This window comes from Chryseobacterium formosense (assembly GCF_900116415.1).
Lineage (GTDB): Bacteria > Bacteroidota > Bacteroidia > Flavobacteriales > Weeksellaceae > Chryseobacterium > Chryseobacterium formosense.
This window is the reverse complement of sequence record NZ_FPAP01000001.1, coordinates 778,912-796,666: the sequence shown is the minus strand read 5'-3', so window position 1 is coordinate 796,666 and position 17,755 is coordinate 778,912. Positions and strand designations below refer to the sequence as shown.

The following is a 17,755-nucleotide window of genomic DNA, read 5'->3' as shown; positions in this document are numbered from 1 at the left end:
ATATAATCCTAAATTTCAGGAATATCAACATAAAAAAACGGAACCGAAGTTCCGTTTTAGTATTGATTTTATTGTGTTGCTTTGATAATTGCCGTTGTGATCTGATCTTCTTTTTCTTTTGAGTAAGTAGAATCAAAAGGTTCCATCACATCAAATAAATATTGGTAGAAAGGAGTAATCTTCTGAACATTTTCAGATTCTTTCATCGCTTTTTCTTTGCCTAATTGCTGAAGATCTTTGATGAATACATTGAACTTTTTATCGATTGGCTCAATAGACTTCACAAGGTAAGCGTAAGCTTTGTTGTCTTGTCCAAGCTTTTTGTAAGCATCCGTAACCGAACTTACAACAAGCGAATATTCCATCGGTTTCGATCTCATCTGGCTTCCTGCAAATCGTTGCTCAGATTTGCTTAATGAAAGATAATAATCATATTCTTCGAAAATACCTTTTTTAAGAACTTCTGCAAGTTTCAATGCTTTTTGTTCCTGCCCTGCAATAATATATCCGTAAACCATAGAGCTCAATGAACGAGGATCATTGTATTTTTCGGCAGGAATTTCTCTTGAAGCAAGATCAAGAAGCTCAATCGCTTTTGCTTTTTGTCCTGATAATGCTAAAGCTGCTGCTGCTCTGCTTGCTGAACTTCTGTAGCTCATGATATTTGAAGTAGCAGTTTCATCGAAATGTACATTTAAATCTTTAAAATTACCCCATTTGAAATTTTTCACCACGTTGTATAAAGAATTTGCATCTACTCTTCCCATTTCTCCATCTGCACTTCTTGGCGTACGAATCGGAACCAATCTGTAACTGAATCCGTCAAACTGAAGATATTCTTCCAGGTAGAAAATATTTTCTTTATCATAAACACCGCCTGATGAGAAGTTGATTGGTCTTTTCCAGTCGAAGTTTGCCAGAATATCAAACATCATCAGATTGTTCTTATATAAAGTCCCTGCTTTATAGTCTACCACAATCTGATCAACAGTATTCGGAAGATCTGCAGCACTTATGATTCCAGCTTTTACAGCATTTGCCTTGTTTACAGGAATTACAAATTTATTTACAGGTAAGAAGTTGTATTTTTCGTAACGTTCTTCACCGAAGATCATTTTTAAAACTTCATCTTTTTCAGGAGATTTAATTTTAATAAAATCCATCGCTTCTTTTAAAGTCATCGAATCCTGAGTAAGATATTTCTGGAACGGCGCCATCATCGATTCCGGAGCTCCGGCCTCCTGAAGGTTTGCTATAATGTTTTTCCAGTCGTTATTTTTCATCAGATAGATCTGGTCATTCACACCATCTCTATAATCTTCGTGACTAAGCTGACTAGGAATTGCATTTGCATTGTATGTTTTTCTTTTTACCTGATCGATATTCCAAGGGGTTGAAAGCAATGTGAAGTTAACCACTTTCACGTCATCACGGAATCTTTCAGTTTCCTGCATTGCCCAAACTGGATACGTATCGTTATCACCATAAACAAATAAAATATCTTCTTTCGGTAATGATTTTAATACTGAATAAGAATAATCATAAGCAGTATATCTGTTGCTTCTGTCATGAACATTATAGTTCTGGAAGCCCATCATCAAAGGAACTCCCAACAAAATGGCTCCGAATGCAATATTTGCTCCGTTTGATTTTACTTTAGACTGCAAAAACCAAAGAATTGCTGCCGCTCCCATACCAATCCATATCGCAAAGGCATAGAATGAGCCGACCATTGCGTAGTCTCTTTCTCTTGGTTCAAATGGTTTTACCCCGGTGTAGAAAACAATTCCGACACTTGTTAAAATAAATAATGAAAGAATTGCATAAAATCTTCCGAAATCTCGGCTAAATTGGAAATAACATCCCAAAACTCCCAAAATCAAAGGTAAAAAGAAGAATGCAACGGTACTTTCATTTTTAAATTTCGCTGGCATTGCATCCTGATTTCCCCAAAGTGCGTTATCGATAGGTGCAATTCCGGAAATCCAGTTTCCTTGTGTATTTTCACTGTGCCCTTCAAGGTCGTTTTGTCTTCCTACAAAGTTCCACATCAAATATCTTAAGAAATAATATCCATTTTGGAAAGAGATAAAATAATCCATATTCTGCATAAAAGAAGGCTTTTGTACAGTAATCAGATTATAAGGTCTCACCTGAAGATAATCTGCAGCTGTGATCGACCCGTCTTCGTATTTAGTTCTTAATTCATCAAAAATCTGCTTAGCTTCAGGGCTGTCTGCAACATCTTCATTGGCATAATTAAGTTGAAAATCCGGTGCTCCGTACATAGAAATGTAATTTGCCATTACATCTTTATCATCGTTGAACATTCTCGGCATTAAGCTCACATGAGATTTATCGAAAACATAATTAAAACGCTCACTTGTTTTTCTGTACGTTCCTGTTTTTTCGTCTTTTTCGTAAACTTCTCCTGTTTTTGTTGTTTTAAAGCTTCCGTCTTCATTTTTCTGAATTCCGTTTGCATCAAGAAATGCTGTATAGTTTTGTCCGTAAATTGTCGGCCAGTCACCATATTGTTCCCTGTTGTAATAATCAAGCATTCCGATGGCAGTATCCGGATCGTTAAGGTTCATCGGCGGGTTTGCATTTGCCCTGATCGGAATAACCATCCAGCAAGAAAAACCGATTATCATATAAACAACCGATAAAGCTACAGTCTGATAAATATTTCTTTTTGCCTGTCTTGCATATTTTATAATGAAATAGCAAAGAGCAACCATAATAATGAATCCTGCAATCGTTCCTGAGTGGAAAGGAAGACCTAAACCATTCACGAAGAATATTTCTAATTTTCCGAATAATGACATGATTACCGGGAAAATAATTTTAAATACAATAATTAAAATACCTAAAGTAATGAGGTTTGCCCAGAGGAAATTTTTCCAAGTAAAGGTATAATTTCTTGCATAATATACTAAACAAACAGCAGGTATTGCCAACATACACATCATGTGAACCCCGACAGAAAGTCCAAGAATAAAGAAGATCAAAATAATCCATCTTTCGCTGTCTTTCTCAAGATATTCGTTTTCCCATTTAGTGATTAACCAAACTAAAAGCGCAATAAACATCGACGCCATCGAGTAAACTTCACCTTCTACCGCAGAAAACCAGAATGTATCTGAAAAGGTAAAACATAAAGAGCCGATAAGTCCCGCAAAAAGAATGGAAATCTCCTGATGTTTTGTGATTTCTTCAAAATCTTTGTTCAGAAGTCTTCTCACAAAATGAGTAATCGTCCAGAACAGAAACAAAATAGTAAATGCGCTGAATAATGCAGACATTGCATTGATAACGATTGAATAATTTTCACCCTTCCCAAAAGCAAAAATGGCAGCTACTGCTCCCACGATCTGAAATAAAGCGGCTCCCGGAGCGTGCGTTACTTCTAATTTTACTGCCGAAGAAATGTATTCACCGCAATCCCAAAAACTAAAATTGGGTTCTATGGTCGATAAGTACGTGAAAAATGCAATGACGAAAGTCACCCATCCGAGAACGGTGTTCCATTGCCTAAAAGTCCAGTTTTTCATATAATAAAATCAATTATGCGAAAATAAGGTTTTTAGATTAGTTTATATTGTTTTTAACAAAATTTAAAAAATTTGGCGTGCTTTTTGTCGGCTTCCGTTGGCTGAAAGTAAAAATAAATCACGTATTTATATAATTAGCCAACTTATAATTGACTAAAAGTTCAAAAATTATTTATTTTTTTGTATTTTTGCGGACAGATTTTTATTGAAAAATAACAAATAATGAGTAATGTTTACGATAATATTCTTGGCTTGATTGGGAGCACTCCTTTGGTAAAACTTAATACCGTAACAAAAGAAATTCCTGCAACCATTTATGCCAAGTTAGAATCATATAATCCTGGACATTCCACTAAAGATAGAATCGCACTTCATATTATAGAAAACGCTGAGAAAAAAGGTTTATTAAAGGAAGATTCTGTAGTTGTAGAGACCACTTCCGGAAATACAGGTTTTTCACTGGCTATGGTTTGTATCATTAAAGGATATAAATGTATTTTGGCAGTGAGCGACAAAACAAAACCTGAGAAAATTGCTTATCTGAAAGCTCTTGGTGCTACAGTCTATGTATGTCCTGCGAATGTACCTGCGAATGACCCAAGATCATATTATGAGGTAGCAAAGAGAATTGCTGCTGAAACACCTAATTCTGTATATATCAATCAATACTTCAACGAATTGAATATTGATGCACATTATCAGACGACAGGTCCTGAAATCTGGGAACAGACACAAGGTAAAATAACTCACCTTTTTGCTTGTACAGGAACTGGTGGAACTCTATCCGGTTCTGCAAAATTTTTGAAAGAGAAAAACCCTGATATTAAAATCATTGGGGTCGATGCAGACGGATCCATTCTGAAAAGCTATCATGAAACAGGAGAAATTCATAAAGAAGATGTACATCCTTATCAAATCGAAGGAATGGGAAAAAATTTAATTCCTTCTGCCCTTTTGTTTGATAAAATCGATGAATTTGTAAGAGTAAATGACGAAATGTCTGCTTACAGAACCAGAGAAATTGCATTGAAAGAAGCGATTATGGGTGGTTACACAACTGGTGCGGTTACTCAGGGATTGATGCAATACGCCAATTCGCATCAGTTTAACGAAAATGATCTTGTTGTTTTGATCTATCCTGATCATGGCTCAAGATACATCACTAAAGTTTATAGTGATAAATGGATGGCTGAACAAGGTTTCGTTAATAATTGTTTCCACAATTATGATGAAGTTTTCAAAACAGAAATCATCAAATAACGATTTAAAAAAATACAAAGCAAGCCTTTTTTGTCATTCACAAAAGGCTTTTTTACTTAAAAATTACGAATATAATGTTGGATATTTTTGAAAGAATAAAAGAAAATCCAGGGCCTCTGGGACAGTTTGCAGATTATGGTGAAGGGTATTTTATTTTCCCGAAATTAGAAGGTCCTATCGGTCCGAGAATGCAGTTTCAGGGAAGAGAAGTGATTTTCTGGAGTGCCAATGATTACCTGGGAATGTGTAATCATCCTGAAGTTTTGGAAGCAGATGCTAAAGCTGCAGCAGAATACGGAATGTTTTATCCCATGGGTGCAAGAGCAATGTCCGGTGAAACGCATCAGCATTTGCAGTTGGAGAAAGAACTGGCAGAATTCGTGCAAAAAGAATCCGCATATTTATTAAACTTTGGTTATCAGGGGATGGTTTCTACCATCGATGCTTTGGTAAGCAGAAATGATGTCATTGTTTACGATGTAGATTCTCACGCTTGTATTGTAGACGGTGTAAGGCTTCATGCTGGTAAAAGATTTACTTACAGACATAATGATATCGAAAGTCTTGAAAAAAATCTTCAGAGAGCAACAAAAGTAGCTGAAGAAACAGGTGGTGGTATTTTGGTTATTACTGAAGGAGTTTTCGGAATGAGAGGTCAACAAGGTAAACTAAAAGAAATCTGTGACCTTAAATCAAAATATCAATTCAGACTTTTAGTTGACGACGCTCATGGGTTCGGAACACTCGGTAAAACAGGAGCCGGAGCCGGAGAAGAGCAAGGATGTCAGGATCAGATTGATGTTTATTTCTCAACTTTTGCAAAATCAATGGCTGGCTTTGGGGCTTTCATTGCAGGAGATAAAGAAATCATAAGATATTTGAAATTCAACTTAAGATCTCAGATTTTTGCTAAATCTTTAACAATGCCAATGGTAATCGGAGGTTTAAAAAGATTAGAATTGCTAAGAACAAGACCAGAAATCAAAGCTAAACTTTGGGAAAATACCAATAAATTACAAAACGGACTTAAAGAAAGAGGTTTCAACATCGGTGATACCAATACTTGTGTAACTCCGGTAATGATGCAGGGAACTCCGGTGGAAGCGACTTTACTGGTAAAAGATCTTAGAGAAAATTACGGAATCTTCACCTCTGTAGTGGTTTACCCTGTAATACCTAAAGGAATGATTTTACTTAGACTAATTCCTACAGCTTCACATACAGATTCAGAAATCAATGAAACATTGGCTGCCTTCGAAGCAATTCACGATAAACTGGTTAGCGGATATTACAAAGATCAGGAAAAGCAATTGTTATCAGAACAAGGTCTAAGTTTCAAAGAAATTTAAAGACTGATCAAAATTTCTTGATAATTATATTTGCCACGAATCCACGAATCTTATATTTGTGAATTCGTGGCAAAAATTTATTAAAACTGAAAGCAGATTCATCACATATTAAAATAAATTTGTAAAAATTTTCTTTTGAAAGACATTCTTCTGATCACTCCGCCTTTTACGCAGCTCAACACTCCTTATCCGGCGACAGCTTATATCAAAGGTTTTCTGAACACCAAAAATATTTCAAGCTATCAGATAGATTTAGGGATTGATGTTATTTTGGAATTATTTTCCAAAAAAGGTATTCAGAGAATTTTTGATAAAGAAATTGATGTACAAAATGTTTCAGAAAATTCACAACGAATTTTTGCTTTAAGAGAAGAATACTTAAAAACCATCGATCAGGTAATTTCATTTCTTCAGAACAAAAATCCTACCTTGGCAAGACAGATTTGTTCGATGAATTTTCTTCCCGAAGCCTCCCGATTTAATCAGCTTGATGATATGGAATTTGCCTTCGGAAATATGGGACTTCAGGATAAAGCTAAACATCTGGCTACCTTATATTTAGAAGATTTATCTGATTATATTGTTGAAAACGTAGATTCCGATTTCGGATTCAGCAGATATGCCGAAAGATTGGGGAAAAGTGCCAATACTTTTGATGAATTGTATCATAAATTACAAAGTGAGCATACTTTTATTGATGATTTTACTTTAAAGATTCTTCATGAAAAATTAGAATTGGTTCAGCCAAAATTAGTATGCTTTTCGATTCCGTTTCCGGGAAATTTATATTCTGCTTTTCGTTCAGCAAAATTTATTAAGGAAAATTATCCGTACATCAAGACGGCAATGGGTGGCGGTTTCCCAAATACTGAATTAAGAGAAATTAAAGACCAAAGGGTTTTCGAGTTTTTTGATTTTATTACTCTTGACGACGGTGAACTTCCGATTGAATTGGTGTATGAAAATGTTTGTTTTTCTGGGCCAAGCCAAGAATCTAAGTTTAAAAGAACATTTCTTATTGAAAATCAGGAAGTTGTTTATAAAAATAATTCTACAAGACATGATTATAAACAATCGGACATTGGAACTCCCGATTATACTGATTTACAATTAGATAAATACATTTCCGTTATAGAAATTGCCAATCCGATGCACAGTTTGTGGAGCGACGGAAGATGGAATAAACTTACCATGGCGCATGGTTGCTATTGGGGAAAATGTACTTTCTGCGATATTTCTTTAGATTATATCAAAATATACGAACCCATTTCTGCCAAGATTTTGGTTGACAGAATGGAAGAACTCATAAAAACAACCGGCGAAACAGGATTTCATTTTGTAGATGAAGCGGCTCCCCCTGCCTTGATGCGTGAAGTTGCTTTAGAAATTTTACGAAGAAATCTGGTCGTAACCTGGTGGACGAATATTCGTTTTGAAAAAAGCTTCACTCAGGATTTATGTTTTTTACTAAAACTTTCCGGCTGTGTTGCCGTTTCTGGTGGATTGGAAGTTGCGAGTGATCGGTTGTTAAAATTAATTGACAAAGGAGTTTCGGTAGATCAGGTTGCGAGAGTGACAAGAAATTTTACCGAAGCAGGAATTATGGTTCATGCCTATCTAATGTATGGCTACCCGACTCAGACTGTTCAGGAAACGGTGGATTCTTTGGAAATGGTTCGTCAGCTTTTCGAAATGGGAATTTTGCAAAGTGGTTTTTGGCACCAGTTTGCAATGACCGCACATTCTCCGGTTGGACAAAATCCTGAAGAGTTCGGAGTAATCCCGCTAAAACAGGAAATAAAGTTTGCCAACAATGATATTGACTTCAGAGATAAAACCGGAATCGATCACGGAAAATTTAGTTTTGGTTTAAAAAAATCGCTTTTCAATTATATGCATGGAATTAATTTTGAAATTCCACTACAAGATTGGTTTGATTTTAAAATTCCAAAAACTACAATTCACCCGGATTATATTCACGACAGTCTTCTGAATGAAGATCAATTTAGTTTTAAAGCAAATTCTAAAATTGTTTTTTTAGCTAAAAACGTAATCGCTGAGAATTACATAAAAACAAAAAAACTTAACTCTTGGGCGTACACGAGAATTACGTTCCATTTAAAAACGAATATTGCTAAAATTGAATTAGAGCAGGAAAAAGCAGATTGGTTGATAAAAATTATCTCTGAAAATACTTTTGAAAATCCAAAACGTATTACGCTTCAGCAACTTAAGAATAGCTTTGAAGAATATTTTGATGATTTTGAATTATTCTGGTTTTCAAAACCAATACAACAACTAAAGGAGAACGGAATTATTTTGAGTTTGTAAATTTATTTATCAACATCAATTGATTGAATATTAGATATTTATATAAATTCTATTTTAACGCAAAGTCCACAAAGTTTTTAATAAATATTTATTTTTTAAGTTACACAAAGCCGTTTCACTTATATAAGCTCTCAAAAATTTAAAAGTTGTTTAGTTTATCATTCGATAGGATCTCGGCAATAGTATTATAAAATTTAAGTTTCGATTTCTGGAATGACAAATTTTACGAAAAAATCCTGATAACAATTTCAGGATTTTATATTTTTAGATTTTGGCTAAAGCCGTTGAAAATTTTTTAATTACAAACGGGCTAAAGCCCGTTCCTATGGAAATCTAATTATACAATTATTTTTTATCTTTTTCGACACCATCTTTTACAACTTCTCCGACTTCTACTTTTTCTCTGATTTTAATAAAATTCGGATCTAAAATTGCCATTCTCTCTGCAAGTGCTTTGTAAGTCGGAAATTTTAGAATTGAAGCACGACCAGACATTTCTCTGTATAAAGTAAAAACTTTTCCTCCAGCTGTTGTAATTCTTTTGGTTGTTGTGCTGTATCGCCCAACCAGTTTACTTTTAGCATCATAGATTTCGATGTCTATAAAAGATTTGTCTGAAATTGTATCGTCTGCGCCGAAACTTACAGGTAAATTTGTGAAATATCCGACAGGAACACCGTTACTCAAAATTTCACCTACGTTATTAACGGTAATATTCAGCTTGTCAATTTTTGTTCGGGTTGTATACGCTTCTTTGGTTTTGGTATCGAGCTTACGTTTCGGCATATTTTTGAAAAGCTCATCCAAATTTTTAATATTAATTCCTCTTTCATCAATAATCTTCAGACCTTTGATACAGGTATAAACCGCCGATTTTTCATCCCCAGAAAATGCAGATGGCGAAATATAATCCATATCTAAAATTTTATCCCGGTTGTAAACACGATTTAGCTTTACATAACTATCTCGTACAGAATCTACTACACTTTTATCAACGAATTCCATTGTAAAAATCGGAGTTTCCTTCAGATCCATAAAAGTATATTGCCCGGATTTGTTAGAGATTTTTGCAACATGAATTCCGTCTAAACTAACAATGCCCCTCTTCGTTTTAATTAACTGAGCGTTTAGAAAAAAGCTCAAAACTGTAAAGAACATGATTAAATTTCTTTTCATAAAATCAGATTTTTACAAAGCATAAAAAAAGTGTAACAAAGTTACACCTTTCTTGAAAATATATTTAGCTATTTAGTAACTATTCACAAAGGATAATTCCTTTATCATGATTAAATTCCACAACACCGCTCTTGATCGGATAAGCATATACAGAACCTTCCTTTTCGTTTTCCTGTGTAAAGTTTTTAGCAAAAGTCTCATCCACAGATTTAGCAAAAAGCTTTACTTTACCTGCTGATAAAGAAGAAACAATTCCTGCGTGGTTTTTCATGATGTGAAATTCACCATTTTTTCCAGGCAATAACACTGAGTCTACTTCTCCTTCAAAAACTACGTATTCTGGTGTTAAAATTTTTATATTCATAGAAACAAATTTGAAATTTGATGCTTGAAATTTGAAATTGCTTATCGAATCTCAAATTTCAAATCTCAAATTTTTAATTATTTTTAAGCGTTATCAGCTAACATTTTTTGTCCGGCTTCGATCGCTTCCTCGATTGTTCCTTTCAAGTTGAAAGCAGCTTCTGGTAAGTGATCCAATTCACCATCCATGATCATTGTAAATCCTTTGATGGTATCTTTAATATCTACTAAAGATCCGGGAATACCTGTAAACTGTTCAGCTACGTGGAAAGGCTGAGACAAGAATCTCTGAACTTTTCTAGCTCTGTAAACTACTGATTTATCTTCTTCAGAAAGTTCTTCCATACCTAAGATTGCGATAATATCCTGCAACGCTTTGTATCTCTGAAGAATTTCTTTTACTCTCTGAGCACAGTTATAATGCTCTTCACCGATAATTTCCGGAGCCAAAATTCTTGACGTAGAAGCCAATGGATCTACTGCCGGATAAATACCTAATGAAGCAATTTTTCTATCTAATACTGTTGTAGCATCTAAGTGAGCAAACGTAGTTGCAGGAGCCGGGTCAGTTAAGTCATCCGCAGGTACGTAAACCGCCTGTACTGAAGTAATTGAACCATTTTTAGTTGAAGTAATTCTTTCCTGCATCGCACCCATTTCAGATGCCAATGTTGGTTGATAACCTACCGCAGAAGGCATACGACCAAGAAGTGCAGATACTTCAGAACCAGCCTGTGTAAAACGGAAAATGTTATCTACGAAGAACAATACGTCTCTACCTTGTCCTGTCTCACCACCATCTCTGTAGTATTCAGCTAAAGTAAGACCAGAAAGTGCTACTCTTGCTCTTGCTCCAGGTGGCTCGTTCATCTGTCCGAAAACGAATGCAGCTTTTGAATCTTTCATCACTTCCAAATCTACTTTAGAAAGATCCCAACCTCCGTTTTCCATAGAGTGCATGAAATCATCACCGTATTTAATAATACCTGACTCTAACATCTCTCTCAAAAGGTCATTTCCTTCTCTCGTTCTTTCACCTACTCCGGCAAAAACAGATAGACCACCATGTCCTTTTGCAATATTATTAATCAACTCCTGGATCAATACTGTTTTACCTACACCTGCACCTCCGAACAAACCAATTTTACCTCCTTTTGCATAAGGCTCAACTAAGTCGATTACTTTAATACCTGTAAATAAAACTTCTGCAGAAGTTGAAAGCTGATCAAATTTCGGAGCTGGTCTGTGAATAGGAAGACCACCTTCCTTAGAAATATTCTGAAGCCCATCAATAGCGTCACCTACAACGTTGAAAAGTCTTCCGTTTACAGCGTCACCAATTGGCATTGTAATAGGATTACCGTATCCAATCACATCCTGACCTCTTTTAAGACCATCAGTTGCATCCATTGCGATACATCTTACTGTATCTTCACCAATATGCTGTTCTACTTCTAATACTACTTTTTCACCGTTTTCTTTTGTAATCTCCAACGCATCATAAATACTTGGAATAGCCTCTACATTTGTAAAAACTACATCGATTACAGGACCAATAATTTGAGAAATTTTTCCTTTAATTTGGTTTGCCATTGCTAAATTTTTTCTTGGTGCAAATATAATGATTCTTCATAAACCTGCAATTGCTAAAAAAAAGATTTTTATCATGCTTTTTTACAAATTTACCAACGCTACAATCCATCGATTTGAGAGTGAATTTCTTCAAAAAAACATTGTTACACTATTCCGTTGATACATTGTTACATTATGTTTATATTTGCAGTCAAAATTTTTTGTCTTGAAAGTTTTCAGAAATTTTAGCGATTATCAAGCTCATAAACCTTTAGCTTTATCTTTAGGAATGTTTGACGGAGTGCATCTCGGTCATAAAAGTATAATAGACGAATTGGCAAAGGTAAGTTCTGAAAACAATTTAGAGACTGCAATTCTTACCTTTTGGCCACATCCGAGATTTGTTTTTAATCCTGAGGAAGATTTAAAGCTTCTCAATACATTGGATGAAAAAACTGAACTGATGGCTCGATATGATATACAAAACTTATTCTTGAAAGAATTTGACGATGAGTTTCGTAATCTTACGGGTGAAGAATTTGTACGTCAGATCTTAGTTGATAAATTAAATGTAAAATTTTTAATCATTGGCTACGATCATTCATTTGGTAAAAATAAAAGTGGAAATTTTGAATTGCTACAAAAACTTTCGAAAGAATTGAATTTTGAAGTTGAGCAAATGGAAGCCATTAACATCCACGAAAATAATATCAGCTCAACTAAAGTAAGAAATGCTTTGTTGAATGGTAATATTTTAGAGGCTAATGAAATGTTGGGTTACTCCTACTCTGTTTCGGGAATTGTTGTTCATGGGAAAAAATTGGGTAGAACGATTGGTTATCCTACAGCGAATATCGAAACTGAAAATATCAAACTCTTACCGAAAAAAGGAGCATACATCGTTGAAGTTTTTGTAAAAGACCAGCAATACAAAGGAATGTTGAGCGTTGGTACAAACCCAACTGTTAATGGAGAAAAATTAACGGTTGAAGTCTACATTCTTGATTTCGAAGGTGATATTTATGATGAAAAAATCACCATAAAATTCCGCGAATTCCTGCACGAGGAAATTAAATTTGAAGGTCTTGAAAAGCTTGTTGAGAGGTTGGATGAGGATAAAAGACTGACGGAAGCTTTTGAGTTTTAACTATTCACTATTTCTTCCTTCGCTTTTTTAGTTAACGATTTAAATACCAGATCGTACGACTGATCAATCATTTTTAAAATTAAATCTCTTTTCAAACCGTCTACTGAAACAGAATTCCAGTGTGTTTTATTCATGTGAAATGCTCCCGTGATTTGTGGATACTGTTCTCGAAGTTCCAGACTCCATTCCGGATCGGTCTTTACATTAATGTTTAAAGGTTGTCTTTCCAATGACATTAGCAAAAACATTTTCTTTCCTACTTTCATTACAAGCGTTTCGTTATCAAAAGGAAAACTTTCGGTAACTCCTTTTTTTGCAAGACAATAATCTAAAACTTCGTTGGCATCCATTTAGTATGAGTAATTGATAATGAGTAATAATTGATAAGTAATTTAGTTAAAAATATCTTTTATCTTTTATCTTTTATCTTTTATCTTTTATCTTTTATCTTTTATCTTTTATCTTTTATCTTTAATAATTATCTCAAATTTAGTAAATTTAAGAAAGAAAATACCACCATACAAACCACATTATTATGAAAGCTCTCGTCATCGGTGCTACAGGCGCTACAGGAAAAGATTTAGTGAATCAGTTGGTCAATGATAAAGATTTTGAAGAAGTGAATATTTTTGTCAGAAAACCCTTATCAATTCAAAATGAAAAGCTGAAAACCCATGTGGTGAATTTTGAAAAACCTGACGAATGGAAAGATCTTGTAAAAGGTGATGTTGCATTTTCGTGTCTTGGAACAACTTTAAAAGCTGCCGGAAGTAAAGAAGCCCAGAGAAAAGTAGATTTTGATTATCAGTACGAATTTGCAAAAGCCGCCAAAGAAAATAGTGTGGACGATTATATATTGGTTTCTGCATACGGTGCAAACCCAAAATCTAAAATTTTTTACTCAAAAATGAAGGGTGAGCTTGAGGAAGCTGTAAAGAAATTACATTTCAACAAAATTACTATTTTCAAACCCGGAATGCTTGAAAGAAAAGATTCTGAAAGAACCGGGGAAGTTTTGGGCAGTCGAATTATAAAATTTGCCAATAAACTTGGCCTCTTTGAAAGCCAAAAACCTTTACCAACTGATGTTTTGGCAAAAGCGATGATAAATTCATCCAAAATTAAGAGCAACGGATACTCGAGTATCAAGTTGGGAAATATTTTCTGCTTTGCTGAAAAAAGTAGTGATTAAGAAATAAAAAAACCGCCTCTGTAAAAAGAGGCGGTTTTTTATATATTTCAAATAATTTAAATATTATTTTGCCGGAGCTGCTGCCTGAAGTGCTGCTTCTTTAGCTTTCAGTTCTGCAACTTTAGCCTGGTTTTTAAGCATTCCGTAAACATCTTTTAATACAGTTACTGCGTCAATATTATTGGGTTCAGCCTGATACCATTTTTCAGCATATGGAAGCGCTTTGTTGAATCTTTCTTTTCTTGCTTCAATAAGCTCAGTAGCTTTATCAGGATTTGATTTTCTGATACCATTGATCTCCTCCACTGCTTTAGCATCATCACCGATCACAGCATAAACAAGATTCTGATGTGCATTAGACATTTTAGGGTTTATTTCTAAAGCTTTTGTAAAAGATGCAATCGCATCATTCAATGTTGCCGGATTTTTAGACTGTAAAACTCCTAAATTATACCAGTTAACCGCATCAGTCGGATTTTTTGCCAACTGATCTTTCAGGTTTGTCATGAACTGATCTGTTTTACCAGATGCATACAAAGCTGTACCCTGATATTCTTTAAGTTTGGCATTATTAGGATATTTTGCCAATCCTTTTTCAATAATTGCTAAAGCTTCATCGTTCTTTTTAGCGTTTAAAAGCAAAGTTGATAAAGTTTCATACAAATCCGGTTCTACACTTTTAGTCTGTTCAGTTTTGAAGTCGGTATAATCTTTTGCACCTGTCTTTTTTAATGTTTCCCAAACATCTTTATTAAATGCTTCTACTTTTCCTGTTTTATCTTTAGCTGTATACTGTGTTTGAACACCCGTATAGCCTGAATTAACTAGATCTGTATAGATTTTTATAGATTCATCAAGATTATTTGCCAATGCATAACTCAATCCGGAATAATACATGTATGTTTTATCTTCCTGACCATTTGTTTTTAACAAATTGTAAAGTTCTAAAAACTTCGGTGCTGCAACGGCATAATTTTTAGCATTATACGCATCCATTGCTGCCTTATTAGTAGCCTCAACTTGAGCATTTACATCTTTTGCATCTTTCTTTTGTGCGAAAACAAAAGTGGAAGCAACAATTGCTAAACCTAAAATTAGCTTTTTCATAATAAGAATTTTAATTAATTTAAATTATTCCTCAGAATCAGAATTCTCAGTTTCATCAACCGGATTTCCATTTTCTGAATTATTTTCTGTTTGTGGTGAAGCATTTTCTTCAGTTGAGATTTCTTCAGATTCTTCTCCTTCAAACTCCTCTTCTACATCTTTATCCATCTCAACTTTTGCGATGGCTGCAATTTCGTCATTCTTTTTAAGATTGATCATTCTTACACCCTGAGTATTTCTACCCATTACACGCATTTCGTCCATATTCATTCTGATAGCAACACCCGATTTATTGATAATCATCAATCCGTCTTCATCAGTTACATTCTGAATAGCGATCAGATTACCCGTTTTTTCAGTAATATTAAGAGTGATAACTCCTTTTCCACCTCTGTTGGTAATTCTGTAATCTTCTACTGCAGTTCTTTTACCATACCCTTTTTCAGATACCACAAGAACCGTTTCACGCTCAACATCATTCACAACAATCATACCAATAACCTCATCATTATCTTCCATTGTTATTCCACGCACACCAATTGATCCTCTACCTACTTCTCTTACTTTTTCTTCAGGGAAACGGATACATTTACCATTTTTAGTAGCAATCATAATCTGAGATTCACCATTTGTAAGATATGCACTTAGCAACTGATCGTTTTCTCTGATTTCGATAGCATTAATACCATTTACTCTCGGTCTTGAATATGCCTCTAAAGATGTTTTCTTAATTGTACCGTTTTTCGTAATCATTACAACGCTCATTTGGTTGATGTAATCTACATCTTTCAAATCATTAGTTCTGATATACGCTTTGATTTTATCGTCTGGTTCAATATTGATAAGGTTTTGTACCGCTCTTCCTTTTGCCGTTTTTGAACCTTCAGGAATTTCGAATACTCTTAACCAATAACATTTTCCTTTTTCGGTAAAGAATAACATATATTGGTGGTTTGTTGCAGAAACGATATACTCCAAGAAATCTGAATCTCTTGTTGTAGCCGCTTTATTTCCTACACCACCTCTACTTTGAATTTTATATTCTGAAAGCAACGTTCTCTTCACATATCCTGCGTGAGAAATCGTAAGAACCACAGATTCATTCGGAATAATATCTTCGATAGACATTTCTCCACCTGAATAATCGATTTCAGTTCTTCTTTCGTCGCCGTATTTTTCTTTAATTTCAAGCAATTCATCCTTAATAATCTGGAATCTTCTTGGTTCATTCGCCAAAATATCTTCCAAATCAGCAATTTCTTTCATGATTGCATCGTACTCATCACGGATCTTATCAAGCTCCATTCCTGTGAGACGAGCTAAACGAAGGTCTAGAATCGCCTGTGCTTGAATATCAGAAAGCTCAAATTCAGAAATCAAACCTTCTTTTGCAGCTTGTGGATTTGAAGAGTGACGAATAATCGAAATCGCCTTATCTAAAGCATCCTGAGTTCCGATCACTTTCATGAAACCTTCCAAGATGTGAGCTCTTTCTTTAGCTTTTTTAAGCTCGTACTGAGTTCTTCTTACAATAATTTCATGTCTGTGCTCAACAAAATGATGAATAATATCTTTTAAATTCAACTGTTCCGGTCTTCCGTGCACCAAAGCGATATTGTTTACGCTGAAAGACGTTTGAAGTGAGGTATATTTATACAACATATTCAGAACAACGTTCGGAATCGCATCATTTTTCAATTCATAAACGATACGCATTCCGTTTCTGTCCGACTCATCTCTGATTTCGTAGATACCAAGAATTTTTTCATCTTTTACCAACTCAGCTGTTCTCGCAATCATCTCAGCTTTGTTGACCTGGTAAGGAATTTCAGTTACAATAATTGCATTTCTGTTGTGTACTTCTTCAAAACCAACTTTAGCTCTGAGAACTACTCTTCCTCTACCTGTGTGGAAAGCATCTCTTACTCCATCATAACCGTATATAATTCCTCCTGTAGGAAAATCCGGAGCAATGATGTGCTGCATCAGCTCATCGATGGTAATTTCTCTATTATCTATATATGCAGTAATTGCATCAATAGCTTCAGAAAGATTATGAGGAGCCATATTGGTTGCCATACCTACCGCGATACCTGAAGTACCGTTCACCAAAAGATTTGGAATTTTTGTAGGCATTACAGTCGGTTCTGTCAAACTGTCGTCAAAGTTATTCTGGAAATCAACAGTATCTTTATCAAGATCCGATAAAATTTCGTCTGAAACTTTTTTAAGTCTCGCTTCGGTATAACGCATAGCTGCAGGCGGATCACCATCCATCGAACCGAAGTTACCCTGCCCGTCAACCTGCGGATATCTTAAACTCCAAGGCTGCGCCATTCTTACCATTGCATCATAAACTGAAGAATCTCCGTGCGGGTGATATTTACCTAAAACATCCCCTACAATTCTCGCTGACTTTAAATATTTTCTGTTTGAGAAAACGCCTAAACCATACATACCGTAAAGCACTCTTCGGTGTACCGGTTTCAGACCATCTCTCACGTCCGGTAATGCTCTTGAAACAATAACCGACATCGAATAATCGATGTAAGATGATTTCATTTCATCAACAATGTTGATAGGAATTAATCTTTCTCCTTCTTTTTGCATATATAAGTTTTATTGTAATGATAATCAGACTTTTAAAAAAATGCCTGAAAACTATTTATTTTGATTATTTAATAACGGGCTAATTTACAAAATT

12 protein-coding genes are annotated in these 17,755 nt (G+C 34.8%); 5 read left to right on the top strand and 7 right to left on the bottom strand.

Going from position 1 to position 17,755, the window contains the following annotated elements; genetic code table 11:
• Positions 1–68: 68 nt before the first annotated feature.
• The gene (locus BM371_RS03725; protein WP_034675991.1) at positions 69–3,554 is read right to left on the bottom strand and encodes a glycosyltransferase family 117 protein; all 3,486 of its coding nucleotides are present in this window, start codon (positions 3,552–3,554) and stop codon (positions 69–71) included.
• A gap of 222 nt (positions 3,555–3,776) precedes the next feature.
• Between BM371_RS03725 and BM371_RS03720 the strand changes: the two genes are divergently transcribed.
• The 3 genes from BM371_RS03720 to BM371_RS03710 all read left to right on the top strand — a co-directional run bounded on the left by BM371_RS03720 (position 3,777) and on the right by BM371_RS03710 (position 8,494).
• Positions 3,777–4,814, top strand: coding sequence for a PLP-dependent cysteine synthase family protein (locus tag BM371_RS03720; protein ID WP_034675990.1), 1,038 nt, complete (start codon positions 3,777–3,779; stop codon positions 4,812–4,814).
• 77 nt (positions 4,815–4,891) lie between these two features.
• A complete protein-coding gene (locus BM371_RS03715) occupies positions 4,892–6,163 on the top strand; it encodes an aminotransferase class I/II-fold pyridoxal phosphate-dependent enzyme (protein WP_177225344.1) in 1,272 nt (423 codons plus the stop codon).
• A 135-nt stretch (positions 6,164–6,298) separates the two neighbouring features.
• Complete coding sequence (locus tag BM371_RS03710) at positions 6,299–8,494, top strand: B12-binding domain-containing radical SAM protein (RefSeq protein ID WP_034675987.1); 2,196 nt, start codon at positions 6,299–6,301, stop codon at positions 8,492–8,494.
• A gap of 345 nt (positions 8,495–8,839) precedes the next feature.
• Here the strand turns inward: BM371_RS03710 and BM371_RS03705 are convergent, their stop codons facing one another.
• From BM371_RS03705 to atpD, 3 genes are all read right to left on the bottom strand, one after another.
• Complete coding sequence (locus BM371_RS03705; RefSeq protein WP_034675986.1) at positions 8,840–9,670, bottom strand: hypothetical protein; 831 nt, start codon at positions 9,668–9,670, stop codon at positions 8,840–8,842.
• A gap of 79 nt (positions 9,671–9,749) precedes the next feature.
• Positions 9,750–10,034: a FoF1 ATP synthase subunit delta/epsilon gene (locus tag BM371_RS03700; RefSeq protein WP_034675985.1), complete on the bottom strand. Its 285-nt coding sequence runs from the start codon at positions 10,032–10,034 to the stop codon at positions 9,750–9,752.
• An 83-nt stretch (positions 10,035–10,117) separates the two neighbouring features.
• Positions 10,118–11,626, bottom strand: coding sequence for a F0F1 ATP synthase subunit beta (atpD, locus tag BM371_RS03695; RefSeq protein ID WP_034675983.1), 1,509 nt, complete (start codon positions 11,624–11,626; stop codon positions 10,118–10,120).
• 205 nt (positions 11,627–11,831) lie between these two features.
• Between atpD and BM371_RS03690 the strand changes: the two genes are divergently transcribed.
• A complete protein-coding gene (locus BM371_RS03690; protein WP_034675980.1) occupies positions 11,832–12,752 on the top strand; it encodes a bifunctional riboflavin kinase/FAD synthetase in 921 nt (306 codons plus the stop codon).
• Here the strand turns inward: BM371_RS03690 and BM371_RS03685 are convergent.
• Positions 12,749–13,102 (bottom strand): MmcQ/YjbR family DNA-binding protein, encoded by a 354-nt coding sequence (locus tag BM371_RS03685; protein ID WP_034675978.1) that lies wholly within the window; start codon positions 13,100–13,102, stop codon positions 12,749–12,751. The two genes, BM371_RS03690 and BM371_RS03685, sit on opposite strands and share 4 nt — an antisense overlap.
• 185 nt (positions 13,103–13,287) lie before the next feature.
• On the opposite strand from BM371_RS03685, the gene BM371_RS03680 reads away from it, so the two are divergent.
• Entirely contained in the window at positions 13,288–13,944 is a 657-nt protein-coding gene (locus BM371_RS03680) for an NAD(P)H-binding protein (protein WP_034675975.1), read from the top strand.
• A 63-nt stretch (positions 13,945–14,007) separates the two neighbouring features.
• Here BM371_RS03680 and BM371_RS03675 read toward each other — a convergent pair whose 3' ends face one another.
• Both BM371_RS03675 and gyrA read right to left on the bottom strand, forming a co-directional pair.
• Entirely contained in the window at positions 14,008–15,051 is a 1,044-nt protein-coding gene (locus tag BM371_RS03675) for a tetratricopeptide repeat protein (RefSeq protein ID WP_034675972.1), read from the bottom strand.
• 24 nt (positions 15,052–15,075) lie between these two features.
• Positions 15,076–17,661: a DNA gyrase subunit A gene (gene gyrA, locus BM371_RS03670; protein WP_034675969.1), complete on the bottom strand. Its 2,586-nt coding sequence runs from the start codon at positions 17,659–17,661 to the stop codon at positions 15,076–15,078.
• Between the last annotated feature and the right edge of the window lie 94 nt (positions 17,662–17,755).

Bases quoted from the DNA above. Each gene is read 5' to 3' on its own strand.
- BM371_RS03725 (WP_034675991.1), bottom strand. From the start codon at position 3,554: ATGAAAAACTGGACTTTTAGGCAATGGAACACCGTTCTCGGATGGGTG.
- BM371_RS03720 (WP_034675990.1), top strand. From the start codon at position 3,777: ATGAGTAATGTTTACGATAATATTCTTGGCTTGATTGGGAGCACTCCT.
- BM371_RS03705 (WP_034675986.1), bottom strand. From the start codon at position 9,670: ATGAAAAGAAATTTAATCATGTTCTTTACAGTTTTGAGCTTTTTTCTA.
- BM371_RS03700 (WP_034675985.1), bottom strand. From the start codon at position 10,034: ATGAATATAAAAATTTTAACACCAGAATACGTAGTTTTTGAAGGAGAA.
- atpD (WP_034675983.1), bottom strand. From the start codon at position 11,626: ATGGCAAACCAAATTAAAGGAAAAATTTCTCAAATTATTGGTCCTGTA.
- BM371_RS03685 (WP_034675978.1), bottom strand. From the start codon at position 13,102: ATGGATGCCAACGAAGTTTTAGATTATTGTCTTGCAAAAAAAGGAGTT.
- BM371_RS03680 (WP_034675975.1), top strand. From the start codon at position 13,288: ATGAAAGCTCTCGTCATCGGTGCTACAGGCGCTACAGGAAAAGATTTA.
- BM371_RS03675 (WP_034675972.1), bottom strand. From the start codon at position 15,051: ATGAAAAAGCTAATTTTAGGTTTAGCAATTGTTGCTTCCACTTTTGTT.
- gyrA (WP_034675969.1), bottom strand. From the start codon at position 17,661: ATGCAAAAAGAAGGAGAAAGATTAATTCCTATCAACATTGTTGATGAA.